This window comes from Pseudomonas sp. USTB-Z (genome assembly GCF_019691255.1).
In the GTDB taxonomy this organism is placed as follows: Bacteria; Pseudomonadota; Gammaproteobacteria; order Pseudomonadales; family Pseudomonadaceae; genus Aquipseudomonas; species Aquipseudomonas alloputida.
Genome location: NZ_JAECZP010000007.1, coordinates 177,780 through 203,508 on the forward strand (window position 1 = coordinate 177,780; position 25,729 = coordinate 203,508).

General features: G+C 60.5%; 25 protein-coding genes and 2 pseudogenes. 18 read left to right on the top strand and 9 right to left on the bottom strand.

Going from position 1 to position 25,729, the window contains the following annotated elements:
* Window positions 1-138: 138 nt before the first annotated feature.
* Window positions 139-1,065, bottom strand: coding sequence for a transaldolase (gene tal / locus I8746_RS10915; RefSeq protein WP_012053145.1), 927 nt, complete (start codon window positions 1,063-1,065; stop codon window positions 139-141).
* Between the two features lie 156 nt (window positions 1,066-1,221).
* Entirely contained in the window at window positions 1,222-2,232 is a 1,011-nt protein-coding gene (gene dusA / locus I8746_RS10920; protein WP_003248827.1) for a tRNA dihydrouridine(20/20a) synthase DusA, read from the bottom strand.
* A 251-nt stretch (window positions 2,233-2,483) separates the two neighbouring features.
* Here dusA and I8746_RS27545 point away from each other — a divergent pair.
* A pseudogene (locus I8746_RS27545) lies at window positions 2,484-2,637 on the top strand (tyrosine-type recombinase/integrase); the annotation flags it as partial.
* 83 nt (window positions 2,638-2,720) lie between these two features.
* On the top strand, window positions 2,721-3,029 hold the full coding sequence (locus I8746_RS10925) for a chorismate mutase (RefSeq protein ID WP_012053142.1): 309 nt from the start codon (window positions 2,721-2,723) through the stop codon (window positions 3,027-3,029).
* A gap of 45 nt (window positions 3,030-3,074) precedes the next feature.
* On the opposite strand, the gene I8746_RS10930 is transcribed toward I8746_RS10925, so the two are convergent.
* Window positions 3,075-3,692 carry a LysE family translocator gene (locus I8746_RS10930; RefSeq protein ID WP_080756779.1) on the bottom strand — a complete coding sequence of 206 codons (618 nt, stop codon included), beginning with the start codon at window positions 3,690-3,692 and terminating at the stop codon, window positions 3,075-3,077.
* 174 nt (window positions 3,693-3,866) lie between these two features.
* Here I8746_RS10930 and I8746_RS10935 point away from each other — a divergent pair.
* The 4 genes and pseudogenes from I8746_RS10935 to I8746_RS10950 form a co-directional block, all read left to right on the top strand.
* Window positions 3,867-3,983: pseudogene (locus I8746_RS10935) on the top strand (IS5/IS1182 family transposase); the annotation flags it as partial.
* A gap of 186 nt (window positions 3,984-4,169) precedes the next feature.
* Complete coding sequence (locus tag I8746_RS27165; RefSeq protein ID WP_259674121.1) at window positions 4,170-4,604, top strand: hypothetical protein; 435 nt, start codon at window positions 4,170-4,172, stop codon at window positions 4,602-4,604.
* Window positions 4,605-5,042: 438 nt separating this feature from the next.
* On the top strand, window positions 5,043-5,597 hold the full coding sequence (locus I8746_RS10945) for a TetR/AcrR family transcriptional regulator (RefSeq protein WP_221100668.1): 555 nt from the start codon (window positions 5,043-5,045) through the stop codon (window positions 5,595-5,597).
* A gap of 5 nt (window positions 5,598-5,602) precedes the next feature.
* Window positions 5,603-6,580: a DMT family transporter gene (locus tag I8746_RS10950; RefSeq protein ID WP_143999824.1), complete on the top strand. Its 978-nt coding sequence runs from the start codon at window positions 5,603-5,605 to the stop codon at window positions 6,578-6,580.
* A gap of 75 nt (window positions 6,581-6,655) precedes the next feature.
* On the opposite strand, the gene I8746_RS10955 is transcribed toward I8746_RS10950, so the two are convergent.
* The 4 genes from I8746_RS10955 to I8746_RS10970 form a co-directional block, all read right to left on the bottom strand.
* The gene (locus I8746_RS10955) at window positions 6,656-7,522 is read right to left on the bottom strand and encodes an oxaloacetate decarboxylase (protein ID WP_004576750.1); all 867 of its coding nucleotides are present in this window, start codon (window positions 7,520-7,522) and stop codon (window positions 6,656-6,658) included.
* A gap of 132 nt (window positions 7,523-7,654) precedes the next feature.
* Window positions 7,655-8,263, bottom strand: a complete 609-nt coding sequence (gene ttdB, locus I8746_RS10960) for a L(+)-tartrate dehydratase subunit beta (RefSeq protein ID WP_004576751.1) — start codon at window positions 8,261-8,263, stop codon at window positions 7,655-7,657.
* Window positions 8,260-9,168 (bottom strand): L(+)-tartrate dehydratase subunit alpha, encoded by a 909-nt coding sequence (gene ttdA, locus I8746_RS10965; protein WP_004576752.1) that lies wholly within the window; start codon window positions 9,166-9,168, stop codon window positions 8,260-8,262. The genes ttdB and ttdA overlap by 4 nt, the downstream gene beginning before the upstream one ends.
* A 10-nt stretch (window positions 9,169-9,178) precedes the next feature.
* Window positions 9,179-10,525: a dicarboxylate/amino acid:cation symporter gene (locus I8746_RS10970; RefSeq protein ID WP_221100669.1), complete on the bottom strand. Its 1,347-nt coding sequence runs from the start codon at window positions 10,523-10,525 to the stop codon at window positions 9,179-9,181.
* Window positions 10,526-10,711: 186 nt separating this feature from the next.
* On the opposite strand from I8746_RS10970, the gene I8746_RS10975 reads away from it, so the two are divergent.
* Window positions 10,712-11,638 (top strand): LysR substrate-binding domain-containing protein, encoded by a 927-nt coding sequence (locus tag I8746_RS10975; protein ID WP_004576754.1) that lies wholly within the window; start codon window positions 10,712-10,714, stop codon window positions 11,636-11,638.
* Between the two features lie 375 nt (window positions 11,639-12,013).
* Complete coding sequence (locus tag I8746_RS10980) at window positions 12,014-12,499, top strand: hypothetical protein (RefSeq protein ID WP_004576755.1); 486 nt, start codon at window positions 12,014-12,016, stop codon at window positions 12,497-12,499.
* 94 nt (window positions 12,500-12,593) lie between these two features.
* On the opposite strand, the gene I8746_RS10985 is transcribed toward I8746_RS10980, so the two are convergent.
* Both I8746_RS10985 and I8746_RS10990 read right to left on the bottom strand, forming a co-directional pair.
* Window positions 12,594-13,298: an SDR family oxidoreductase gene (locus tag I8746_RS10985; protein WP_014859677.1), complete on the bottom strand. Its 705-nt coding sequence runs from the start codon at window positions 13,296-13,298 to the stop codon at window positions 12,594-12,596.
* A 99-nt stretch (window positions 13,299-13,397) separates the two neighbouring features.
* On the bottom strand, window positions 13,398-14,291 hold the full coding sequence (locus I8746_RS10990; protein WP_221100689.1) for a LysR substrate-binding domain-containing protein: 894 nt from the start codon (window positions 14,289-14,291) through the stop codon (window positions 13,398-13,400).
* A gap of 213 nt (window positions 14,292-14,504) precedes the next feature.
* Here I8746_RS10990 and I8746_RS10995 point away from each other — a divergent pair, with 213 nt between their 5' ends.
* From I8746_RS10995 to I8746_RS11040, 10 genes are all read left to right on the top strand, one after another.
* The gene (locus I8746_RS10995) at window positions 14,505-15,059 is read left to right on the top strand and encodes a helix-turn-helix domain-containing protein (protein WP_003248847.1); all 555 of its coding nucleotides are present in this window, start codon (window positions 14,505-14,507) and stop codon (window positions 15,057-15,059) included.
* A 27-nt stretch (window positions 15,060-15,086) separates the two neighbouring features.
* Entirely contained in the window at window positions 15,087-16,433 is a 1,347-nt protein-coding gene (locus I8746_RS11000; RefSeq protein ID WP_003248849.1) for a glutamine synthetase family protein, read from the top strand.
* A gap of 84 nt (window positions 16,434-16,517) precedes the next feature.
* Window positions 16,518-17,291 carry a gamma-glutamyl-gamma-aminobutyrate hydrolase family protein gene (locus tag I8746_RS11005; protein ID WP_012053133.1) on the top strand — a complete coding sequence of 258 codons (774 nt, stop codon included), beginning with the start codon at window positions 16,518-16,520 and terminating at the stop codon, window positions 17,289-17,291.
* Window positions 17,292-17,360: 69 nt separating this feature from the next.
* Window positions 17,361-18,719 (top strand): aspartate aminotransferase family protein, encoded by a 1,359-nt coding sequence (locus I8746_RS11010; RefSeq protein ID WP_019752090.1) that lies wholly within the window; start codon window positions 17,361-17,363, stop codon window positions 18,717-18,719.
* Between the two features lie 183 nt (window positions 18,720-18,902).
* Window positions 18,903-19,457, top strand: a complete 555-nt coding sequence (locus I8746_RS11015) for a helix-turn-helix domain-containing protein (RefSeq protein ID WP_012053131.1) — start codon at window positions 18,903-18,905, stop codon at window positions 19,455-19,457.
* 122 nt (window positions 19,458-19,579) lie between these two features.
* Window positions 19,580-20,101 (top strand): ProQ/FinO family protein, encoded by a 522-nt coding sequence (locus tag I8746_RS11020; protein WP_014753898.1) that lies wholly within the window; start codon window positions 19,580-19,582, stop codon window positions 20,099-20,101.
* Between the two features lie 402 nt (window positions 20,102-20,503).
* On the top strand, window positions 20,504-20,986 hold the full coding sequence (locus I8746_RS11025) for a formate dehydrogenase subunit gamma (RefSeq protein WP_003248859.1): 483 nt from the start codon (window positions 20,504-20,506) through the stop codon (window positions 20,984-20,986).
* The gene (locus I8746_RS11030; RefSeq protein WP_221100670.1) at window positions 20,980-22,539 is read left to right on the top strand and encodes an NADH-quinone oxidoreductase subunit NuoF; all 1,560 of its coding nucleotides are present in this window, start codon (window positions 20,980-20,982) and stop codon (window positions 22,537-22,539) included. Before I8746_RS11025 ends, I8746_RS11030 begins: the two co-directional genes overlap by 7 nt.
* Entirely contained in the window at window positions 22,536-25,418 is a 2,883-nt protein-coding gene (gene fdhF, locus I8746_RS11035; protein ID WP_221100671.1) for a formate dehydrogenase subunit alpha, read from the top strand. Before I8746_RS11030 ends, fdhF begins: the two co-directional genes overlap by 4 nt.
* Window positions 25,415-25,618, top strand: a complete 204-nt coding sequence (locus I8746_RS11040) for a formate dehydrogenase subunit delta (protein ID WP_012053127.1) — start codon at window positions 25,415-25,417, stop codon at window positions 25,616-25,618. Before fdhF ends, I8746_RS11040 begins: the two co-directional genes overlap by 4 nt.
* The last annotated feature ends 111 nt before the right edge of the window (window positions 25,619-25,729 follow it).

Genomic DNA, 25,729 nt, shown 5'->3' on the forward strand with positions numbered 1-25,729 from the left:
CCGCCCTTACATCGATTGGTGTAGGAGCGGGCTTACCCGCGAACAGGCCCGAGAATTCAATACACAACTAAGGCGTGGCAAACAAAACGGGCGGAAAATACTGAACACTTCCCGCCCGTCAGGCAAACCCGAACTGTATCAGGCCTTTTCAGCCATCAACTTCTCCAGCTTTTCCTGGTCCCGCGCAAACTGGCGGATACCTTCGGCCAGCTTCTCGGTGCCCATGGCGTCTTCGTTCATCGCCCAACGGAACTGGCTTTCGTTCAGGTGCTGCTTGGCTTCACCGGCGTTGCCCGGTTTCAGCACCTGCGGCAACTCACCCTGGTCATCACTCAGCTGCTGCAGCAGCTCGGGGCTGATGGTGAGGCGGTCACAGCCGGCCAGTTGTTCGATCTGGCCGATATTGCGGAAGCTGGCGCCCATGACCACAGTGTTGTAACCATTGGCCTTGTAGTAGTTGTAGATGCGCGTGACCGACTGCACGCCTGGGTCCTCGGCGCCCACGTATTCCTGGCCGGTGCTCTTCTTGTACCAGTCGTAGATACGGCCCACGAACGGCGAAATCAAAAACACCCCGGCATCGGCGCAAGCCTGGGCCTGGGCGAAGGAGAACAGCAGGGTCAGGTTGGTCTGGATGCCTTCCTTTTCCAGCTTTTCGGCGGCGCGAATGCCTTCCCAGGTGGAGGCCAGCTTGATCAGCACACGCTCTTTTGCCACTCCGGCCGCCTCGTACAGGGCGATCAGCTGACGGGCCTTGTTCAGCAGGGCTGGCTCATCGAACGACAGGCGTGCATCCACCTCGGTGGAGATACGCCCCGGGATGACCTTGAGAATGCCCGAGCCTACCGCCACCGCAAACTTGTCGCAGGCCAGGTCGACATCACCCTTGGCGTCGGCCTTCACCTGCTTGAGCAGGTCGGCGTAGCCCGGGATGGCAGCAGCCTTGAGCAGCAGCGACGGGTTGGTGGTGGCATCGACCGGCTTCAGGCGGGTGATGGCGTCCAGGTCCCCGGTGTCGGCGACCACGGTGGTGAACTGCTTGAGTTGTTCCAGCTTGGAGGTCATGGGCGTGCTCTGTCCTGTGCATTTACTCGACATTACCCGAGCCCCGACAGCCGCTCAAGGGCCGCCGAAACCCTGCGGACCGGCTGGCCCGCACAGGGCTGTACGAAAGGTGAAGATTCGAGTCGCAAGCAAGCCCGAGGTTCCCTCCCTCTGAGGTCACCGCCCCTGCAACAACTCCACGGCCTGGTCAAACACCGCCAAGGGTTCAGCCGCCTTGTGAATGTCTGCCGACAGCAACTGGCGGAAGCGCCGCGCCCCTTTGAATCCTTGGGCCAGCCCCAGAATATGCCGGGTAACGTGGTGCATCGCACCGCCACTTTCCATATGCGCCACGATGTAGGGCCGCAGTTGCGCCAATGCCTCGCTGCGGCTGACCACCGGCGCATCGCTGCCAAACAGTTGCTGGTCCACCTCGGCCAGCAGATAAGGGTTGTGATACGCCTCGCGCCCCAGCATCACGCCATCGAAGGTTTCAAGGTGTGCCTGGCATTCGTCCAGGGTCTTGATCCCGCCGTTGAGCACGATCTCCAGGTCCGGGAAGTCCCTCTTCAACTGCGCTGCGATGTCATAGCGCAGCGGCGGGATCTCGCGGTTCTCTTTCGGCGACAGCCCTTCCAGAATCGCGATGCGTGCATGCACGGTAAAACTCCGGCAGCCGGCCTCACGCACCTGGCCGACGAAGTCGCTCAGTTCGGCGTAGCTGTCACGGCCGTTGATACCAATGCGGTGCTTCACCGTGACAGGCGTCGATACGGCATCTCGCATGGCCTTCACGCAGTCGGCCACCAGCGCCGGGTGAGCCATCAGGCACGCGCCGATCATGTTGTTCTGCACCCGGTCGCTCGGGCAGCCAACGTTGAGGTTGACCTCATCGTAGCCCGCTTCTTCAGCCAGGCGCGCACACGCGGCCAGGTCGGCCGGCACACTGCCGCCCAGTTGCAGGGCCAGCGGGTGCTCAGAAGCATCGTGGCGCAGGAAACGGTGAGCGTCGTTGTGCAGCAGGGCACCGGTGGTGACCATTTCGGTGTAGAGCAGGGTTTGCCGGGAGAGCAGGCGCAGGAAGAACCGGCAATGCCTGTCGGTCCAGTCCATCATGGGGGCAACGCTGAAGCGGCGTGACGGCTCAGGGCGCGTGGTTTGTGGCTTTGAAGCTGATTCTAGGGGCATTCTGGTCTACGCATTTATGCACCATTTTCCGGGGGCGTGTTGGGTTTGATAGTGGTGCGGGCTACCGCCGCCAAACACACTCGTACCACCGGAAATCATGGCAACGATCAGAGCAAGGAAAAAGGCCGATGGAATGGTTAGCTATACCGTCCAGATCCGCCTCAAGAAAAAGGGTGTCCTAGTCTACCAAAGGTCCCAGACATTCGCCCGCCAGCAGGCTGCCCAAGCCGGGGTGAAAGATGGTTGGCGTGGAGGATCTGCATTTTCACGACATGCGCCACGCAGGCGTGAGCTGGTTGTGCGAAATGGAGTGAGATATCCCGCGTGCATCCAGTATTTCCGGTCATCGTGACGGGCCACTCGCTGCGGCGTTACACCCCTCTAAGGAGCGTGAAGCGAACCTAGCATAGAAGCTACACTGCACGCCCCGATCACCCACGACAGCCTGCTCCAATCCATCGCAGGCTCATGAAAAGGAAGTCAAGCAAATGGATGTACCTTGCACCTCTCTGGACGAAGTCCGTCAACGGATCGATGAAATCGACCGCAGCCTCGTTTCGCTTCTCGCCAAACGTGGAAGGCTCGTAACGCAAGCAGCGGGTTTCAAGAAAACCACCGATGATGTGCGTGCACCCGCTCGGGTCGAGCAAGTGATCAAGAAGGTTCGTGAGATGGCTGACGAAACCGGTGCCTCGGCTGAGGTGGTGGAACAGGTCTATCGGGCGATGATTTCGGCCTTCATCGCCGAGGAGCTCAACACCCATGCGAAGCTGGCCGATGAGGCTTCAGCATCGTGATGAAACGCGGGGCTCATACGCAGCCCCGCCGCTTTCTCCTGCTTGCTATCTCTGGCTCAACGCCGCAATCGAGACGCCAGACGCGACGAAGGTGAGGCCTGCGCCCACGTTCAGCCCATTCACCAGCCGTGGCCGCCGGTACAGGTAGCGAGACAGTCCCGTGGCGAAAATGCCCATCAAGGCAAACCCCAATGCCGTGAGTGCAGCGAACCATACGCCGTAAACCAACATCTGCACGCTGACCGACCCGCGTGCGGGGTCGACGAACTGGGGAATGAACGCCAGCACGAACAAACCTGGCTTGGGGTTGAGCGCAGCCGAAAGCAGACCGGTCAGAAAAATGCTGGGCAGCGATTGCCTGGAGGCCGGCTGAAAGCTTATGAGGTTACGAGCGCGCAGCACCTTGATCCCTAGCCAGAGCAGATAGCCGGCACCCATGAGCTTGATCACCCAAAATGCGAGCACCGAGGTTTGCATCAGTAGGGTCAAGCCTAACGAAGCGGCTGCAACGTGAAACAAAATGCCTGCTCCTGACGCCATGCCGGATACGGCCGCTGCGACTTTACCCTGGCTGAGACCGCGGCCAATGGCCAACACGTTGTCAGGGCCCGGTGCCAGCACCAACAGCACGCAGGCGGCGGTATAGGCGAACCACACGTTCATGGGAAACACGGCTCTCTCCTTAAGCCTGATGAAGCATCCATCCTGACGGCGGGGTACGCCAATAGCAAGGCGGAACCTCAAGGGCTGTTAGCACTGGCGGGCTCGGCCCTGCTTGGTTGGCTGAGGATTCTCCGAACACGTCAGGACGGGGCGGACTTCCTGTGCTGACACAGTCGTCCGCTCAAGCGCCAGTTCGGTTATGTGAAGGCTCGCTTTCGTGGCTTGGTCAAGAACACTGCACAACGGACCACGTTGTTTGCGCTGTCGGACCTGTGGATGGGGCGCCGGTAGTTGTTGAACGCTGCGCTATCGGCCGAAAAATGGGCCTGGCGCGGTCGAGATGTTGCTCATTACGCGCTCGGGAAAACGTGATCAGCGTTTCCCTGGCAGTCTGTCGGAATGCGAGAACTTTGGTGTCTGTGTCAGGTCCAACCCGCACTTTAGCTACCCACTCGCGCCTCCGGAGCCGAACAAAAAATGAAAAAACCTTTGGTTGCTGTCTTTGCTTGTGCATTGGCACTCGGGATGACGGCATTCTTGCCCGCCGATATCTCCCCGATCAGTTCCGCCTATGCCAAGGGTGGTGGTGGTGGCGGTGGCGGCGGCGGCGGCGGTGGTCATGGCGGTGGCGGCGGACATGGCGGTGGCATGGGAGGGCATAGTGGAAGCGGGAAGGGCCTTGGAAGTGATCACGCTGGAAAGGCGACACGCGATCATGGGGTAAGCGGCAATCATTACGGAAGCTCGCGCAACAGCGACAACGGTCATGGCACCACCACCTCGGGTGTCGCTCACTCCAAGGACACTCGCGGTTTGGCCAAGTCCACGGCCATCTCTCGAACGACGCCAGGCGATCATAATTCGAAAGGCCTCAGCAACGCTGTCGGGTCTTCTTCAAAAAATGATCGATGATTTGACCGCATCCATGCAGTAACGGCTTTAGCGTGCACGAAAGCCCAGCGTAGACCGGGCTAAATGAACGGGTCACCCCCACACCCTGCGAGGGCTAAGCTTTCGCAGGGTGTTTTGTTTTGGAGGCCATCATCACGAGCGAGTCAGCACGGGTCGGGATCGATCTCGGTAAACACAGTTGCCACCGGCATGCCCAAGACACGTTGGGCCAAGCGGTGTTTCGCAAGCGGGTAGACGGCACGATCAGCCACACAGCCCAGATTCGCATCCCAAGTACAGGGGGCGCTTAGCTGGCGTAGCAAGTCTCTGATTGGCCAGGCCTGCATTTTGCTGCTGCGCGCTGTGTCGTAGCGGCCATGCTTCAGGTCGTATCTGGATGCGGCCTGAATCTTACCGGTCAGTATAGTCAGCTCCGTCCCTTTGCCGGAGTGCCTTGAATTGGACAATACCCGTGAGCGTTTGATTGATGCCGCGCTGAAGCTGTTTCTGTTGCAAGGTGTATACGTGACGGGGGTAACGGCCATTGCCGCGATGGCGGGAGTTACCAAAATGACGCTCTACAGCCATTTCCCCTCCAAGGATGCGCTGATAGTGGCGTGCCTTGAGGAGCGTGACCGACGCTGGCGTGAAGAGGTAGCGTGCACCTTGGCCAGGCATCCTGAGCCGGTCAGTGGCATGCTCGCTTTTTTCGATCTGTATGAACGCTTTCTTTTAAAAGATAGCGAGCGCGGGTGCCTGTTCGTCAACAGTGCGGCTGAATTCCCCCAGTTTAGCCACCCCGTGCATTTGGCAGTGAGCCGGCATAAGCAAGGGATACGCGAAAACCTTGCTGCCTTGGCCATGAGCGCCGGTATAAACGACCCCGACGCAGTTGCCCAAGGGCTGTTTATCTTGCTGGAGGGCAGTTTTGTCAGCGGCGCGATGGGCCAGGACATGCGGGTATTCGACACTGCCCGACAAATAGCTCATTGCTGGATCCAGAGGCAGGAGTAGGGCGTATGACCCTGGGCTTGTTAGCGGCCATTGCCGCCACCTTTTCCTGGTCGCTGCTCTACATCTTTCCGGGGCTGGTCGGTGACTACAGCCTTTTTGACCTGGCGGTGGTGAGCTATGCCTTTGCCGGGTTAGGTAGCCTGCTGGTGCTGTTCGTTTACCGTAGCGCAGTGCGGCAATTGCGACTGATTGACTGGGCCTGTGCCGCACTGCTGGGCTTCTTGGGATACATTGGCTACTTCTTCCTGATCACCACTGCGGTCTTGGCAGCCGGGCCGGTGATCCCTCCGGTGATGATGGGGTCAGTACCGATCGTGCTTGCGATTGCCGGCAACATGCGCAGTGCCAGCGTGCCCTGGCGCGCCATTGCCGGGCCACTGCTGGTGGCGGGTCTGGGCATCAGTCTGGTCAATCTGAGCGTGTTTGATGCTAGCCGTGCGGCGGCAGTGCTCCCAACCGCATCGTTACTGCTTGGGCTGCTTGCATCGTTGCTGGCAATCGCATTCTGGACCGGTTTTGGTCTATTGAATGAAAGTGCTTTGGCTCGACGCCCAAGCATGTCTCCCATGTTGTGGTCAGCCATGTTGATCTTCATGTGCAGTGTCGAAATGCTGGCGTTCATCCCGGTTGGGCTGTACTTGAAACTGTCTCATTTCGCTAGCCATCCGAGCGGATTGGCAGGTACTCAGGCGCTGATCGTCTGTGGGCTGATTCAGGGGTTAGGGGCCACCCTTGCAGGTGCCTGGGCATGGTCAATCGCAACGCGGCGTCTACCGCTGGCGCTGAGCGGGCAATTGATCGCCAGCGGGACCATTTATGCAACTACGATGGGCCTGCTCATCAACCAACGCTGGCCGTCTCCTATGGAAGCGCTTGGAACAGGCATGTTGTTCGTCGGGGTGGTGTGGGCTATTCACGCCTTTTACCGCAAGCAAACACGCCTCCAGACACATGGCGGGATAACTGACCTTGGCCGACACTGATGGGACTGGTTTGCGATCATCCCTTGATTGATTCGTCGCCTGGATCGGAAAGGGGCGTTCAACAGTGCTGAGTTGTTACTTTGAGAAAAGCATGAACTCTGCTGCCCAGTCTTTATATTCGTTTTGCAAGCAATAGCCAGCAACGAGCGTTGAGGCCGATTTGTCAGCGTTAACTTGGCGACGGCGCTGTATGCGCAGGCTTTCATAGGTGGCTTGAACCGAGGCAAAGTATGCTTGATGGCCATCCACCACGATGCGCACGCCGAGTTCTGCCAGGCCAGGTGCATCCCGAAGCTCGCTGTTGCCATAGGTGATTAGCATCACTGGAAGGGTCAATCCATCGGCGATGGCGGCGAGTTCATGAACATCCTTCACACCAACGAGGCACACCGCATCGGCACCCGATCGCTCGAATTCCCTGGTTCTACGGATAACGTCCTGTAGCGGCTGCACACCAGCGTGGGTTCTGGCGATGATGGCGAGTGAGCTATCAATCCTTGCTTCTTGCGCCGCGCGCAGTTTACCGGTGGCTTCTTCGGTGCTGATCAGCTCCAGGGCACCGCTGCCAAATCGGGCAGGCAGGAGGGTATCTTCGATGGTGAGTGCTGCAACCCCAGCCCGTTCTAGCTCGACAACTGTCCTCATGGCGTTAAGGGCGTTGCCATATCCATGATCAGCGTCAGCAATTATCGGAAGGCTAGCCACGCGGCCAATTCGGGTGGCCTGTTCGGCGAATTCACTAAGGGTGATTAAAGCGATGTCAGGAGCACCCAACACTTGCAGGGAGGCAACAGAGCCGCCCAGTATGCCAACTTCGAAGCCGAGATCCGAAGCGATGCGTGCGGATAAAGGGTCAAAAACCGAAGCGGTACTCAGGCAAGCGTGACCGTTGAGAAGAACACGGAAGTCATTTCGCAATTGATGATGACTGCGGTTGTGCATGGCTGTCTCTGGGCGTATTTGGGATGTATGACGCGTCGCGTTCCACTACTTTGGACGTTCAGCGAGTACGTTGAGAGGGCAGGGGATGGCGGTGTTGGGCGGTGGAGTTGATCACCTTCACCGCCCATTCGCTTATTTGATGAACCGTACTTGGCTATTGATCTTCTCGATCACCGCGCCTTTGCGTTCATTGAACCGGGCTTTGTTCTGCTCGAACAGGTTATTGCCCTTGGTGTCGATAGAAATGATCAGCGGGCCGAACTCTCGTACACGGTTGACCCATAGCGTTTCCGGCATGCCCAAGTCCTGCCATTCGGCGCGTTCGATCTCTTCCACCTGGGTCGCTGCCAAGACTGCACAGCCGCCTGGAAACACTGCATGCACCGCCTTGTTTTCAAGGCAGCCCGTGGTGGTCTCCGGGCCCATGCCGCCTTTGCCGACGATCAGCTTTACCCCAGTTTGCTCAATGAACTGTTTCTCGAACTTTTCCATGCGCATGCTAGTCGTCGGGCCGATCGACACCATTTCAAAGCTGCCATCGTCCTTTCTCTTGACGATGGGGCCTGCGTGAAAGATCGCGCCGCCGCGAAGATTTACAGGAAGCTCCCGGCCTAACTCGATAAGCCGGCGATGTGCAACGTCTCGGCAAGTCACCAACTGGCCAGTGAGGTAAACCACGTCGCCAACGTTCAGGCTTGCCAAATCTTCGTCACTTATTGGAGTGGTCAGGATCTTTTTCACAGTACTACGCCTTCATGGGAGAGGATGTCATAAGTGAGGTCGGCATTGATGCGGATCTTGCCGCGGCGGTGCGCCCAGCAACCTGTCGATACCGCGACGCCGATGGTCGAGGGGTGTCGGGCCGACGATTCAATGTTCACGCCCATCACGCTGCTGTTGCCCGTCAAACCCTGGGGGCCAATGCCGATTTCGTTCAGGCCTTCCTCCAGCAGCTTCTCCATCATCGCTGCACTTTCGTTGGGATGGCTGGAATCCACTTCGCGCAGGATGGCCTTTTTCGAAAGGCGTGCCGCGGTCTCGACCGAGGTCGATACACCCACGCCTACCAGCAAAGGCGGGCAAGCGTTGACACCGCGGGAGGTGATGACATCGAAGACGAACTCTGTGACCCCTTCGTAGCCTTGCCCTGGCATCAGCACCTTGGCCGAGCCCGGCAACGTACAGCCACCACCCGCCATGTACACATCGACAATGGCGTAGTCGGCATCGGGGATGATTTCCCAGTCCAGCCACGGGATCTTCGAGCCGGTGTTGGTGCCGGTGTTCTTTTCGATGAAGGTTTCAACTGCGTTGTGGCGTAGCGGGCCCTTGATGGTCGCCTCCTTGGTGGCGTTCTCGAGGATGCCCTCCATTTCGCCCAGCAGCGGGAAGCGTGCACCGGCGGAAATGAAATACTGGATCACACCGGTATCCTGACAGCTGGGGCGGTTCAGCTTGTCAGCGTAATCCTGGTTGTCGGCCATCGAGTCGTAGACGGCGATGGCCAGCGGGTTGGTTTCCGCTGCGCGCAGCTTGGCGGTCTTTTCTTTTACATCCTTGGGCAGGCGCTTGCCGATGTAGGCGGTGAACTTCGCCAAGACGTCGGTCAGCGATTCCACAGCGGCTTCTTTGTCTACGGTTTCCATGTTTACTTCCTCAGTGCATCACAAGGTTTTTTGGGTCAGAGTCAATGGCAGGCTTGGCAGCCGAAGGCAGTGATTCGCTTTTTTCTGGCTCGCCCACCACTTGGCCATCCAAGACCTGATTCATCCTGGTGCTATCGAGGGCGCCGACCCATTTGGCGATGGCCATGGTGCCCACGGCGTTGCCGATGGTGTTGGTAATGGCGCGAGCCTCAGACATGAAGCGGTCTACGCCAAGAAGCAGAACCATGCCGGCTACAGGGATGTTGTCCATGGTGGCCAGGGTTGCGGCCAGGGTGATGAAGCCCGAACCCGTGACGCCTGCAGAGCCTTTGGATGTGAGCAGGAGCACGCCCAGGACGATCAGCTGGTCCATGAGGGTCAGTGGGGTATTGGTTGCCTGCGCGATGAATATCGCCGCCATTGTGTAGTAGATGCATTGGCCGTCAGGGTTGAAAGTCAGCCCCGAAGGAATGACCAGGCCTACTACCGGTTTCGAGACGCCGACCTTCTCCAGTTTGTTCATCATTTGTGGCACAACAGACTCCGATGAGCTGGTGCCCAATACGGTGAACAGCTCCTCCCGCAGGTACTTGAGGAACTTCCACAAGCTGAACCCAGACATCCGAGCGATTGAGCCGAGAACGATCACCACGAACAGGAAGCAGGTCACGTACATAGTTGCCATCAGCTTGCCCAGCGAAACGATGGAGCCCAGGCCATATTTGCCGACGGTGAAAGCCATGGCGCCACAGGCTGCCAGCGGAGCAATGCGCATCACCATGCCGACGATGTAGAACATGCCGTGAGAAAACGACTCGAGCACATCGACTACGGGCTTGCCGCGTTCTCCTAGATTGGCCAGCGCAATGCCGAGTAAGGTCGAGAACAGCAGAATCTGCAGGATTTCGTTCTTGGCAAAGGCATCCACTACGCTGCCGGGGATTACATGCAACAAGAAGTCGGTGAAGCCGCCCGATCCGCTAACGGCAGCAGCGGTGTAGGTAGAGATGGCATTGCTATCCAGGGTGGCAGGGTCGATGTTCATGCCTTGGCCAGGTTGCACCAGGTTCACAACGATCAGGCCCAGCACCAATGCGAAAGAGGAGAGAACCTCGAAGTAGATCAGGGCCCGGGCACCGACACGGCCGAGCTCCTTCATGTTTTCCATTTTGGCGATGCCGAGAACCACGGTTGCAAAGATGATCGGTGCAAAAACCATCTTGATCAGTTTGATGAAGGCATCACCCAGTGGCTTCATGTCTGCGCCGACCGCCGGCCAGAGCACGCCTAGCAGTACCCCAATTGAGACGCCAATCAGTACCTGCACATACAGCTTACTTATCCATCGTTTGGCCATTGCCGTCTCCGAATTATTGTTGTGAGTCGGATTTATGTGGCGACTGGGCTAAGCGGCAGACAGGCAAGACCGGCAAAGCTAAATAGCCCAGCGTTTTTGTGGTTAATCAGGCAGGCCTAAGGTAATGGTTTTTTCTGAGTGGTGTAATAGACTCAGATTTAAGATATTATTTCCTTGAGGTTAATTATGAATCCTGTGTCGGAACTTGCTTTTTTCAGCCAGTTGGTGGCGGCTGGCAGCCTGGCAGCGACAGCCCGTGAGCTGAACCTCACTCCCCCCGCTGTAACCAAGCGGCTTGCGCAATTGGAGAAGCGTCTCGGCGTTCGTTTGTTGAACCGAACGACGCGCAGCATCAGCCTCACGGCCGAAGGTGAGACGTACCTGATCAATGCAAAACGCATTCTCGGCGAGATCGAGGAGATGGAGCGGCAGGTATCCAGCAGCAGGGCCGAGCCAAAGGGTTTGTTGCGCGTGAATGCACCGCTGGGCTTCGGCCGCACCCATGTAGGGCCAGCCATCTCACTCTTCGCCAAGCGCTATCCAGAGGTTGAAGTTCAGCTTCACCTGACGGACCGGCCTATCCATCTACCTGATGACGCAATTGACGTGGCGATCCGTTTTGGTGAACTGCCTGATTCAAGGCTCATTGCCAGGAAAATAGCGGTTAATCGCCGACGTTTGTGTGCAAGCCCTGAGTACTTACGTACCCACGGAACTCCTGAGACGGCAAAAGACCTGGTCCGGCACAACTGTATCGTGTTGCGTCAAAATGAATCCGCATTCGGGATATGGCGTATGTCTAAAGGCAAACAGTTCGACGCCATCAAGGTCCACGGGAGCTTGAGTACTAACGATGGAGAGGTAGCGTTGACTTGGGCGCTGGACGGGCATGGGATATTGATGCGAGCGGAATGGAACCTGGCCGGTTATCTACGTACAGGTCAGCTTGTGGAAGTCTTGAACGATTATGAGACCGAGCCGGCAGACATTTACGCTGTCTATTTAGAACGCCTGAATTTATCTGCGAAAGTCGCTTATTTTGTTGATCATTTACGAGAGTTTTTCAAAAGCAAAGCTGAGAACCCTACTGGCGGTCTTGATGCGTGGAAATGACGCTGGCGAAGCCGCATCGGCTTGGTTGAGTTACGCCTGATGATGCGCATGAGGTCTTCTTGGCGATCCTCCCGCGTTAAAAATGAAGCCAGGGGCGAGCATGAACGGCAGAAGGTTGGGCCGTTCCACGCGAAGAGGCGGTTTGGATTGCCATCGGCGCCGCCGGCACAACCCTTGTCGACACACAGTGTTTGGGTGATGGCGCATTATTTAACTTTGCGCCGGTAGCCCATGAATGCTTGCGCGCGCCCCTCACGACTTGCTTAGGTGTCAGCGACACCTTTCAACGTGCACCAGTTTGCGTCCTTAATCGAGACCTATACTGAACAGCTACGTTCCATTCCCTGCCCGCCATTCCCTATAAGGATCTGAACCATGACAGCATCCAAACTCGTCGCCCTGGCTTTGGCGGGTGTTCTTTTTCCTGCTCTAACCCTTGCCCAGCAGGCCTCCAGCGCCGCCGAGCCGACTCAACAGTCGATGAACATTGAGCAATTTGATCAGGAGATGGCGAAGGCTCAAGAAAACCTGAAAAAAATGCAGGATCAAATGAGCCTGATCCACAAAACTACCGATCCAGTCCAGCGCCAGAAACTCATGCAAGATCACCAGGCCATGATGCAGCAAGGAATGCTCACGATGAAGGGAATGATGGGGTGCTGCGGCGGCATGATGGGCGGTCGCATGATGGGGAGCGGCCACATGATGGGCTGGGGGCAGATGAGCAGCCATTACGCCGGAATGACGCCTGAGCAGATGAAGCAGCACCAATACATGATGGACAGATACATGGGAATGCAACAGATGATGATGGATCAGATGATGCAGCATCAGCAGCAGATGGGCACGCCGTCTCGCTAACCTAATACCCGCCACCGGCCAGCAAGGGTGACGCTGACCGATAGCTTCGAAGGAGGTGGGGGTCGCCGTTGCGTATGCTGCGGCCAACGGGCAATCAAACGCTACGTGTCACGCCGCCATCGACCTTGATGTTCTGCCCGGTGATGTAGGCAGCGCCTTCGCTGGCGAGAAACGCGATGGTGGCGGCGATTTCCTCGCGGGTGCCATAGCGTTTGAGCGGCACGCTGTCGCGGCGCTGTTCGGTGGCCGGCAGGCTGTCGATCCAGCCGGGGAGGACGTTGTTGATCCTCACGTTGTCCCCGGCGAATTGGTCGGCGAAGATTTTGGTGAATGCGGCCAAGCCCGAACGGAACACTGCAGACGTCGGGAACAGCTCACTCGGCTCGAACGCCCAGGCGGTGGAAATGTTGATGATCACACCCCCTTTCTGGCGCTGCATGTAGGGCGTCACCAGGCGAGTCGGGCGAATGACATTGAGCAGATAGGTGTCCATGCCCTTGTGCCAGTCTTCGTCGCTGATTTCCAGGATTGGCGCGCGCGGACCATGGCCGGCGCTATTGACCAGCACGTCGATGCGCCCCCACTTTTCCACCACGGCATCGACCAGGCGTTTCAGGTCCTCAACCGACTGGTTGCTACCTGTTATACCCACACCGCCAAGCTCGGCAGCCAGCGCTTCGCCCTTGCCCGAGGAGGACAGGATGCCAACCTTGAACCCGTCAGCGGCCAGGCGCCGTGCCGCTGCCGCGCCCATACCACTGCCACCTGCTGTGATGATCGCAACTTTTTCTACTGACATGCTGCCTCCGGAACGTTAATGGCCTAATGCTTAGGTGCACTAAAATTAGCAGCAGTCGTGGCCGCGAGGGAGACAGCTAAACTTCACCAAGGCAGTAGATTAACTATTGCCTGCTTGTTGCTTGAGCCAGCGCTGGACAATGCCTAGCGACTCCGGCTGCTGCAACTTTCGTGGCCATACCAGATAGAACGACTTATCGAGCCTGAGTTGCTGAGCGAAGACCTGGGTCAGCCTGCCCGCGAGGAGGTCATCACTGACGAACGCCAGGCTTGCCAACGCAATACCCTGACCACTGATGGCCGCATCGATGGCCAATGAAGTCTGGTTGAACCGCAGGTTTTTGGCAGTCGCTTGCCCGTGTTGCGGGAACAGTTGTGCAAGGAACCGAGGCCAGAAATCATGGGCATCGTGAAGCAGGGTGAACGCTTGAAGCTGCTCGAAGCTGGTGGGGACTTTGCTGGCTTCGAACAACCTTGGGCTGGCCACGGCGACGATATGCTGTTCCATCAACAGCTCGCTGTTCAAACCCGCGCCGATGTCGGGCTTGCCATAGCGGACTGCGATATCCACGCCGTCGGTATTGAAGTGGGACAGCCGATCTGTGGCCAGTACACGTAAATCGATGTCCGGATGGCTGTGCGCAAAGCGACCCAGCCGGGGAATGAGCCATTTGGAGGCAAAGGTCGGTGTCACGCTGACCGTCAGATGAGACGCTTGTGGCCGCAGCAGGCGGGTTGCCTCATCGATCATCGCCAAGGCGTTGCGAATGCTGCCGCTGTAGCCCAGCCCCGCATCGGTCAGTGCCAGGCCCCGGGGCAGGCGCTCGAACAAACGAAGGTTCAGGCTCGCTTCCAGCCCGCGTATCTGTTGTGCAACTGCCGCCTGGGTCACCCCCAGCTCGTCGGCGGCCAGGCGAAAGTTCAGGTGGCGGGCAACCACTTCGAACACACGTAGCGCATTGAGTGAGGGCAAATCAGGGAAACCGTTTGGCATGGCGATGGACAGGGTCGGGCTGGAGGATTCACCCACGAGGCTACTCGCCGAGCGCCTGTAAAGAAACCCGCGCCACCGCAGGCAAGCCGCCACGCTGCGCAGCAAGCCCTCTGTTGGCGGCTGCACATTTTCATTGTTCAGCTTGACGCGTGAAATTTTTCATGTAAATTTTCATGAAAAATAAGTCTAAAAATTTCACGGCAGTCCGAAACGATGAAGAGACACGAAGAGGTTGAAGCCCTCGCGATCCTTATTCACGACCTGCGCAAATTCAAGAACCTGACCTTGGGTGAACTGGCCGAGCGCATCAACCGCTCGGTGGGTTTCCTCTCCCAGGTCGAACGCGGCGTTTCGCGCCCGACCGTGGCAGACCTCACCGCTATCAGCGAAGCGCTCGGCGTATCAACCGCGTACTTCTACAACCTGAGCAAGCCCCGCAGCATTGGCTGGGTCACGCGCCCTAACGAGCGGCGCACGCTGTACCTGGAGTCGGGCATCACCGACGTGCTGGCTTCGCCGACCATCGCAGGCGCCTTCTCCATGCTCGACAGCCTTCTCGAGCCGGGCGCCACCAGTGGGGAGGCGTACTTGAGCGACCGTTCCGAGCAGGGCTGTTTCGTGCTCGAGGGCGAACTCACGGTGTGGCTGGACCAGGGCGATGCCGTGACCCTGCAAGCCAACGACTGCTTCCAGCTGCAACCCCATGCGCCGTTCCGTTACGCCAACCTGACGGACAGAACCACCCGTGTGCTCTGGGTCTTCAACTGAATTCGTTCACCTCACAAGGATAAGAAGATGAGTGTCATCTTTCCGGACCTGCTGGCTGAAGTGCGCTCGTTCCGAGCAGAACACCCGGCAATTCGCTATGTCGACCTGATTGCGCTGGACATCCCCGGGCACTTCTACGGCAAGCGCTACCCCATGGACATGCTGGAAAAAGTCGCAGCCGGTGCGCCACTGAAGCTGCCGCAGAACTGCGTGCTGCTGGGGACCCAGGGCGGCCTTTACCCGATTGGTGACTATTGCTTCGCCGACGGCGACCCGGATGCCGCCCGGCGCCTGGTGCCGGGTACGCTGAAGCCGGTGCGTTGGGAGAAGGAAGTGATCGCCCAGATGCTGATCACGTCCGACGGCACCGCAAAGCCGATCGAATTCGAGCCCCGTGAAGTGCTGGCGCGTGTGCTTCAGCGTCTGGCCAAGCGTGGCATCCGCCCGGTGGTGGCGTTCGAACTGGAGTTCTACCTGTTCGACCGCAAGCTTGATAACGGCCTGCCACAGTACCCACGTGACACGGCAACCGAGGATGAAGACGATCAGCCGAACATGCACATCGAGCGGCTGTCGCGCTTCTCGTCGGTCCTGCACGAGATGGTCGATGGCGCCAACGAGCAGGGCGTGCCGGCGAACGTCATCACCGCAGAGCTGGGCCCAGGCCAGTTCGAGATCAACTTCTCGCACAGCGACGATGCCCTCAGTGCGGCGGACTGGTCGGCACTGTTCTGCCGCAGTACCCGCGGTATCGCGATGAAGCACGGCTACCGTGCCAGCTTCATGAGCAAGCCCTACCTGGACGCGCCAGGCAGCGGCATGCATGTGCACGTCAGCCTGTACGACGCCGCCGGCAATAACATCCTGGCGGGAAGTGAGCAGCGCAAGCTGCGCCATGCGGTGGCAGGCTGCCTGGAGCTGCTGCCGCACTGCATGCCGATCTTTGCCCCCAACCACAATGCCTACCGACGTTATGGCGCCATGGTCAACGCGGCGAGCAAGGCCAGCTGGGGTTTCGAAGACCGTGACGCGTGCATCCGCATCCCCGAGTCCGACCCGCGCAACCTGCGCATCGAGCACCGCCTCGCTGGCGCCGACGCCAACCCGTATCTGGTACTGGCGGCCATTTTGACCGGGATGGAGCATGGTCTGGATCGTGGCGTGGAGCCCATCGCCCCGCTGAACGACAACCGCCAGAGCGGCATCGACTTCCCCAAGGATGCCCTCAGCGCCTTGGCCGCCATGCGTCATCACCCGGTGGTCAACGAAGGCCTGGGCAGCGAGTTCGTGATGGTCTATTGCGAAAACAAATACCAGGAGCAACTGGACTTCATGCACCACATCGATGCCCGCGAATACCGCTGGTTCCTGTAGGTGCCGAGGTTGGAACAGCGACGCTGCACCCTCCCTTTCTACCGTTTCAATACAACGCGCAATATGGATTTGCCGGAGGAAGATATGCCACGTGTGCCCGTGATCGGCATTACCGCATGCACCAGCATGATTGAGCTGCATGCAACCCAGACCATCAGCGAGAAGTACGCGCGCGCGGCAGCCAAGGCGGCGTGTGGGCTGCCCATCGTCATTCCCAGCCTCGGTGAGCTGATGGACAGCGCCGATATTCTTGACGTGGTGGATGGGCTGATCTTCACCGGTTCGCCGTCCAACATCGAGCCATACCACTACAACGGCCCGGCCAGTGCTGCGGGCACCCATCACGACCCTCTGCGCGATGCCACCACGTTGCCGCTGATGCGCGCCGCCATCGCCGCCGGTGTACCGGTACTTGGCATTTGCCGTGGCTTCCAGGAAATGAACGTGGCGCTGGGTGGCACCCTGCACCAGAAGGTCCACGAGACCGGCATGTTCATGGACCACCGCGAAGGCAAGGATGAGCCCCTCGACAAGCAATATGGGCCGCGCCACACCCTGCATGTAGAGCCTGGCGGCATGCTCGACCGTATGGGCTTGCCGGCAATATTCGACGTCAATTCCATCCACGGCCAAGGCATCGACGTACTGGCCCCCGGGCTGAGGGTGGAAGCGCTGGCGCCCGATGGCCTGGTGGAAGCGATTTCGGTCGAGAACAGCAAGGGTTTTGCCCTGGGTGTGCAATGGCACCCCGAGTTCCAGGTCATGGATAACCCCCATTACCTGGCCATCTTCCAGTCCTTTGGCAAGGCCTGCCGGCACCGCTCGGTACTGCGCCAGAGGCTGTTGCTGTCTGCCTGAGCAGCGGCCTTTCCCACCTGTAAAAAATACCCTCGCAGCGCGGCTGCGCAACTTGATGGAGTGAAGTCAATGAGTGAACAGAATTCGCAGACCCTTGCCTGGCAAACCATGAGCCGCGACCATCACCTGGCCCCGTTCAGCGATGTCAGGCAACTGGCCGAGAAAGGCCCGCGCATCATCACCTCGGCCAAGGGCGTGTACCTGTGGGACAGCGAGGGCAACAAGATTCTCGATGGCATGGCCGGCCTGTGGTGCGTGGCGGTCGGCTATGGTCGCGATGAGCTGGCCGATGTCGCCAGCCAGCAGATGAAGCAGTTGCCTTACTACAACCTGTTCTTCCAGACCGCGCACCCGCCCGCGCTGGAGCTGGCCAAGGCGATCGCCGAGGTGGCCCCGCAAGGCATGAACCACGTGTTCTTCACCGGTTCCGGCTCCGAAGGCAACGACACCGTGCTGCGCATGGTCCGCCATTACTGGGCTCTGAAGGGCCAGAAGAACAAGAAGGTCATCATTGGCCGCATCAACGGCTACCACGGCTCTACCGTGGCGGGCGCCGCCTTGGGCGGCATGAGTGGCATGCACCAGCAGGGCGGGGTGATCCCGGATGTCGTGCACATCCCGCAGCCGTACTGGTTTGGCGAAGGCGGCGACATGACCGAGGCCGACTTCGGTGTGTGGGCGGCCGAGCAACTGGAGAAGAAGATCCTCGAAGTTGGCGTGGACAACGTTGCCGCCTTCATCGCCGAGCCGATCCAGGGCGCCGGTGGCGTGATCATTCCGCCGCAGACCTATTGGCCGAAGATCAAGGAAATCCTGGCCAGGTACGACATCCTCTTCGTCGCCGACGAAGTGATCTGCGGGTTCGGCCGTACCGGTGAGTGGTTCGGCACCGATTATTACGACCTCAAGCCTGACCTGATGACCATCGCCAAGGGCCTGACCTCCGGTTACATCCCCATGGGCGGGGTGATCGTGCGTGACGAGGTGGCCAAGGTGATCAGCGAAGGCGGCGACTTCAACCACGGCTTCACCTATTCCGGCCACCCGGTGGCGGCAGCGGTGGGCCTGGAGAACCTGCGGATCCTGCGTGACGAGCAGATCATCCAGCAGGTGCACGATAAAACCGCGCCTTATCTGCAACAACGCCTGCGCGAACTGGCCGACCACCCGCTGGTAGGCGAAGTGCGCGGCCTGGGCATGCTCGGTGCGATCGAGTTGGTGAAAGACAAGGCCACCCGGGCCCGTCATGAAGGCAAAGGTGTCGGCATGATCTGTCGCCAGCACTGCTTCGACAACGGCCTGATCATGCGCGCTGTAGGCGACACCATGATCATCGCGCCACCGCTGGTGATCAGTATCGAAGAGATCGACGAACTGGTGGAGAAAGCCCGCAAGTGCCTGGACCTGACCTATGAGGCTGTTCGGTAAGGGCAGAGGGCCTGATTAGCTGTTCTCAGCACCGGTGAGATCGAGCGCCGCCTGCGCGGTGCTCGATCGGTGCCGCCATCGTACATTTCACCTCAGGCACCTTCCGCAAAGCATTTTGCTTTATGAAATGAATCCTGTACTTTTCTGGGCATCCATTTTCCGTCTGAAAGTCGCGATTCAACCATGAAAGTGCACGAAGAAATCGAAGGCCTGGCAGTACTGATTCGCGACCTGCGCAAGTTCAAGGGCCTGACACTGGGCGAGCTGGCACAGCGCATCGGCCGTTCGGTGGGCTTTCTGTCCCAAGTCGAACGCGGCGTGTCACGCCCGACCGTGGCCGATCTCACAGCCATCAGCGAAGAGCTCGGTGTATCCACAGCCTACTTCTACAAGCTGGACAAACCCCGTGAGCTCGACTGGGTGACCCGCCCGCACGAGCGTCGCACGCTGCACCTGGCGGGTGGTATCACCGATGTGCTGGCATCGCCCTCCATAACGGGCGCGTTTTCCATGCTCGACAGCCATTTGCAGCCGGGGGCCAGCAGTGGCGAGGAGTACCTGGACGACAGCTCGGAGCAGGGTTGCTTTGTGCTCGAAGGCGAACTGACGGTGTGGTTGGGCGATGCTGAGCCGGTCACGCTGCACGCCAATGACAGTTTTCAGTTGCAACCCCACGCCCGTTTCCGTTACGCCAACCTGACCGACAAGCCCATACGCGTGCTTTGGGTGTTCAGCTGAGGGCCGTCGCACAGGCATGCGCTTGTGCCTGGGCTGGCCGGGAAAGTTGGCCTGCAAGCAATGTGCAGGCTGCATGGGGTATCCTTGCACCACGCAATCAACTTCGAAGCAGTGAATGAACAATGGGTTTTGAACAACTAGCTGAGCTACGAGACCGCCTGCGGGCGGAAAAAGGGCAGGTAAAGGCCGAGAGCGCGAAACCGCCCAAGCGCAAGTCGCCCCCGCAGGCGAAGCCGCGTGAGATGGACCCGGCGGTGGCCGCGATCTGGCCACTGCAGAAGCATTTTCCCTTGGCTTTCCCGGTCAACCCGGCCCCCAAGGTGCCGCTCAAGGAGGGCATTTTCAAGGATGCCGAGCAACACCTGGAGCTGCTTGGGTTAACCCGCGAACAGCTCAAGCTGGGCATTTCCACGTGGTGCCGGGGCACTCGATACTGGGCGAGCATGGTGGAGAATGCTCCGCGCCTTGACTTGAACGGTCAGGCCGCGGGTACTGTGACCGCCGCTCAGGCGCTGCATGCCAAGCAGCAGGCTGCGCGGCAACGCAGCCAGGATCGACGCAATCGAGCGAAGTCAAAGGCCCAGGTCCAGGCCCAGGCTCCGGCCCCCGCCGCCGACACCGCAACGGTGAAGTCTACCGACTGAACTCAGTCGCGTTCTGCCCCGTCGCCATGCTGGATGGCAGCCCATTGCCGGGGCTGCCGTCTGGCAGGCCCGGCAATGGACCAGGTTCGGTTTCGAGGGCCTGGTGCATGCAACGATGGTTTCAAGACCCACCTGATCGGCAAGCCGCGGCAGATGATGCCGGGGCGTAACCACGTTCGTCGGTTTCAGAATGCGCCTGGTCGCTCGCATGCAACCCCTCGGCGCTACAAGTGCCATGCTAGCAGGATGCCCAAGGGTCAGTGCGCGCAGACGTGCGGCCGTGGGCGAGGAGGCCGCCAGTACCACGCAACTGTGACGTGGGCGGTGCGCCGCAGCAGAACACGCCGGAAACCTGCCCCTTAAAAAAAATCAGGCAGGGTCCGTGATGCCGAGGTCCGCTGTATGCCTGATGAATTGCTCCACCTGCCTGTAATCCAGCGCATTCTGGCCCGCGACAAGGACACCCCGGGTGCCCTGTTGCCGATCCTGCATGCCGTCCAGCACGAGCTGGGTTACATCCCCGACGCTTCTGTTCCCGAGATCGCCCATGCCCTGAACCTCAGCCTGGCTGAAGTGCGTGGGGTAATCAGCTTTTATCACGACTTCCGCACCGCGCCGCCCGCTCGCCACACCCTGCGCCTGTGCCGTGCCGAGTCGTGCCAGAGCCGTGGCGCCGAAGCCCTGGCCGCGCAATTGCGTGAACAGTTGGCACTGGACGACCACGGCACCAGCGCCGACGGCGCCATCAGCCTGCGCCCTGTTTATTGCCTGGGTGCCTGTGCCTGCTCGCCAGCGCTGGAGCTGGACGGCCAGGTGCACGCGCGCCTCACCCCTGAGCGCCTGCGGGACTTGGTCAACGGTTGCCGGGAGGACTCAGCATGCTGAAGCTGTATATTCCCTGTGATTCGGTAGCCCGTGCCGTGGGTGCCGATCAGGTTGCCGAGGCCCTGCTGCATGAGGCCGAGCGCCGCCAGTTGCCGCTGGACATCCAGCGCACCAGCTCGCGCGGGCTTTACTGGCTGGAGCCGCTGATCGAGTGCGACAGTGCGCAAGGGCGCCTGGGTTTCGGCCCGATTACGCCACACGATGTGCCGTCACTGCTTGATGCCTTGGCGGGCGAACCCGGTGGCCACTCGCTGGCACTGGGGCCGGTCGAAGAAATACCCTATCTCAAGACCCAGCAACGCTTGCTGTTCGCACGCGCGGGCATCACCCGCCCATTGTCACTGGACGACTATCGTGCCCATGGCGGTTTCGCAGGCCTCGAGGCCGCCGTGGCGCTGGACGGTGCCGAAGTGGTTGCCGCAGTGCTCGATTCCGGCCTGCGTGGCCGTGGTGGTGCGGCGTTCCCGGCCGGCATCAAGTGGCGCACCGTGCGTGATGCTGGCGCCGGGCAGAAGTACGTGGTGTGCAACGCCGACGAGGGTGACTCGGGCACGTTCGCTGATCGCATGCTGATGGAGGGCGACCCCTTCCTGCTGATCGAGGGCATGATCATTGCCGGCCTCGCCGTGGGTGCCGACAAGGGTTATATCTATGTGCGCTCGGAGTATCCCGATGCCATCCGGGTACTCGACCAGGCCTTCGCCATCGCGCGTGACGCTGGCTACCTGGGTGCTGACGTAGCCGGCAGCGGCCAGGCGTTCGACCTGGAGATGCGGGTGGGCGCCGGCGCCTATATTTGCGGCGAAGAAACCGCGCTGCTCGAATCCATCGAAGGCAAGCGTGGCATTGTCCGCGCCAAGCCACCGCTGCCTGCGCTGCAAGGGCTGTTCGGCCTGCCGACGCTGGTGCACAACGTGCTTACCCTGGCTTCGGTGCCCATCATTCTGGCCAAGGGTGCAGCGTTCTATCGCGATTTCGGCATGGGCCGCTCGCTGGGCACCATGCCGTTCCAGCTGGCCGGCAACATTCGCCAGGGTGGCCTGGTCGAGCGCGCGTTCGGCCTGACCCTGCGCGAGCTGGTGGAAGGCTATGGCGGTGGCACGGCCAGTGGCCGCCCGCTGAAGGCCGCGCAGGTCGGTGGCCCGCTTGGTGCCTGGGTACCCCCCAGCCATTTCGACACCCCATTGGACTATGAAGCGTTTGCTGCCGTGGGCGCGATGCTCGGCCACGGCGGTGTGGTGGTGGCCGACGACACGTTGAATATGGCCAGCATGGCGCGTTTCGCCCTGCAGTTCTGTGCCGAGGAGTCCTGCGGCAAGTGCACCCCGTGCCGTATCGGTTCCACCCGGGGCATGGAAGTGGTCGACCGGCTGATCGCCAGCAGCGACATCACCGAGCGCCATGACCAGGCGCTGTTGCTGCGCGACCTGTGCGACACCCTGCAGTACGGTTCGTTGTGCGCCATGGGCGGTATGACTGCCTATCCGGTGGCCAGCGCGCTCAAGTACTTCCCCGCCGATTTTGGGCTGACCACCACGGAGGCCGCACAGTGATCAATTTCTTCGACCCCGCTTCTGATAAAAGCAGCGACCTCGGCACCCCGGCCCGCGAAAGCGACGTGCAGGTCAGCCTGAGCATCGATGGCCGCGCTATCAGCGTGCCTGCTGGCACCTCGGTCATGCGCGCCGCCGCCATGCTGGGCACCAGCATCCCCAAACTGTGCGCCACCGACAGCCTCGAAGCCTTCGGCTCCTGCCGCATGTGCATGGTGGAAATCGAAGGCATGCGTGGCTACCCGGCGTCCTGCACCACGCCAGTCAGTGAAGGCATGGTGGTGCGCACCGAAACCCCGCGCCTGGCCGGCCTGCGTCGCAACGTGATGGAGCTGTATATTTCCGACCACCCGCTGGACTGCCTGACCTGTTCGGCCAACGGCAACTGCGAGCTGCAGACCGTGGCCGGCCAGGTGGGCCTGCGTGAGGTGCGCTACGGCTATGACGGCGCCAACCACCTGGACGAGAAAAAAGACGTTTCCAACCCGTATTTCGACTACGAGCCGAGCAAGTGCATCGTCTGCAGCCGCTGTGTGCGCGCCTGCGAGGACATCCAGGGTACGTTCGCCCTGACCATTACCGGGCGCGGTTTCGAATCGCGGGTGGCGGCCGCGGGGGGCGAAAACTTCCTGGCTTCCGAATGCGTGTCGTGCGGCGCCTGCGTGCAGGCCTGCCCGACCGCGACCCTGACGGAAAAGAGCCTGGTGCAGCTTGGCCAGCCTGAGCGTTCGGTCATTACCACCTGCGCCTACTGCGGCGTTGGTTGCTCGTTCCGCGCCGAAATCAAGGGTGACCAACTGGTGCGCATGGTCCCGGACAAGAACGGTGGCGCCAACCACGGCCACGCCTGCGTCAAGGGCCGCTTTGCCTGGGGCTACGCCACCCACCCGGACCGCATCACCAAACCGATGATCCGCAAGCGCCTGGAAGACCCGTGGCAGGAAGTCAGCTGGGACGAGGCCGTGACCTATGCCGCCAGCGAGTTCCGCCGCATCCAGCTCAAGTACGGGCGCGACTCCATCGGCGGCATCACCTCCAGCCGTTGTACCAACGAAGAAGCCTACCTGGTGCAAAAACTGGTGCGCACGGCGTTTGGTAACAACAACGTCGACACCTGCGCACGGGTGTGCCATTCGCCCACCGGTTATGGCCTGAAGCAGACCCTGGGTGAGTCGGCCGGCACGCAAAGCTTCGACTCGGTGATGCAGGCCGACGTTGTGCTGGTGATTGGCGCCAACCCCACCGATGCGCACCCGGTGTTCGGCTCGCAACTCAAGCGTCGCCTGCGCCAGGGGGCGCGGCTGATCGTGATCGACCCACGGCGTATCGACCTGGTCGACTCGCCGCACGCCCGCGCCGACCTGCACCTGCAACTGCGCCCGGGCACCAACGTGGCCATGCTCAACGCCCTGGCCCACGTGATCGTCACCGAGGGCCTGCTGGCCCAGCGCTTCATCGATGCCCGCTGCGAAACCGAAGACTTTGCCCGTTGGCGCGACTTCGTCAGCCTGCCAGACAACGCTCCCGAGGTGCTCGGCCCGGTTTGTGGCGTGCCACCTGAGCAGATCCGCGCTGCGGCCCGGCTGTATGCCACCGGCGGCAACGCGGCCATCTACTACGGCCTGGGTGTGACCGAGCACAGCCAAGGCAGCACCGCAGTGATGGGCATTGCCAACCTGGCCATGGCCACTGGCAACATCGGCCGTGAAGGGGTAGGGGTGAACCCGCTGCGCGGGCAGAACAACGTGCAGGGCTCGTGCGACATGGGCTCGTTCCCCCACGAGCTGCCCGGCTACCGGCATGTCTCCAACGAGGGCGTGCGCGCCGAGTTCGAACGGGCCTGGGGCGTGACCTTGCAGCCCGACCCGGGTCTGCGCATTCCCAACATGTTCGAGGCGGCGCTGGATGGCAGCTTCAAGGCGCTGTACTGCCAGGGTGAGGACATCGCCCAGAGCGACCCCAATACCCAACACGTCACGGCGGCCTTGCTCGCCATGGAGTGCGTGGTGGTGCAGGACATTTTCCTCAACGAAACTGCCAAGTTCGCCCATGTGTTCCTGCCGGGCAGTTCGTTCCTGGAAAAGGACGGCACCTTCACCAACGCCGAGCGGCGTATTTCGCGGGTGCGCAAGGTCATGGAGCCGCTGGCAGGCAAGGCCGACTGGGAAGCTACCGTGGCCCTGGCCAACGCCCTGGGCTACCCGATGAACTACCGCCACCCGTCCGAGATCATGGACGAGATCGCCCGCCTGACGCCGACCTTCCGTCGTGTCAGCTACGCTGAACTCGACCGCCATGGCAGCCTGCAGTGGCCGTGCAACGACGCTGCGCCAGACGGCACGCCGACCATGCACATCGACCAGTTCGTGCGTGGCAAGGGCCGCTTCATGCTCACCGGCTACGTGCCCACCGACGAAAAGGTCAACAACCGCTACCCGTTGCTGCTGACTACCGGTCGTATCCTCAGCCAGTACAACGTCGGCGCCCAGACCCGGCGCACTGCCAACGTTGCCTGGCATGATGCCGACCGCCTGGAGATCCACCCGACCGACGCGGAAAGCCGTGGCATCCACGACGGTGACTGGGTCGGCATCGGCAGCCGCGCCGGGCAGACTGTGCTGCGTGCCAAGGTCAGTGCGCGGGTGGCGCCGGGCGTGGTGTACACCACCTTCCACTTCCCGGAGTCGGGTGCCAACGTGATCACCACCGACAACTCCGACTGGGCCACCAACTGCCCCGAGTACAAGGTGACGGCAGTGGAGGTGGTGAAAGTGTTCCAGCCATCGCAATGGCAGAAGCGCTATCAGGACTTCAGTGATGAACAGCAGCGGCTGCTGAAAGAGCGCCGTGCTGCGGAGAAAGCCGAGGTTCGCCGATGAGCAGTGAAAACCTGGTCAAGATGGCCAACCAGATTGCCCATTACTTCGACAGCGAGCCTGATCCGGCGCTGGCGGTGCAAGGGGTGCGGCAGCATTTGCAGAGCTTCTGGACGCCGGCGATGCGCCGGCAGCTGGCGGAATGGAGCGAGGCCCATGCGGGGGAGGGGCTTGACCCGAAGGTGCGGGAGGCGTTGGTCTAGATTCCCGGGCGGCAACGGAACCTTGGGGCGGGTTTGCCTGCGAATGTGGCGTTGAAATCAATGACGCATTCGCGGGTGAACCCGCTCCTACAAGGGGCCTGCATATTGCCT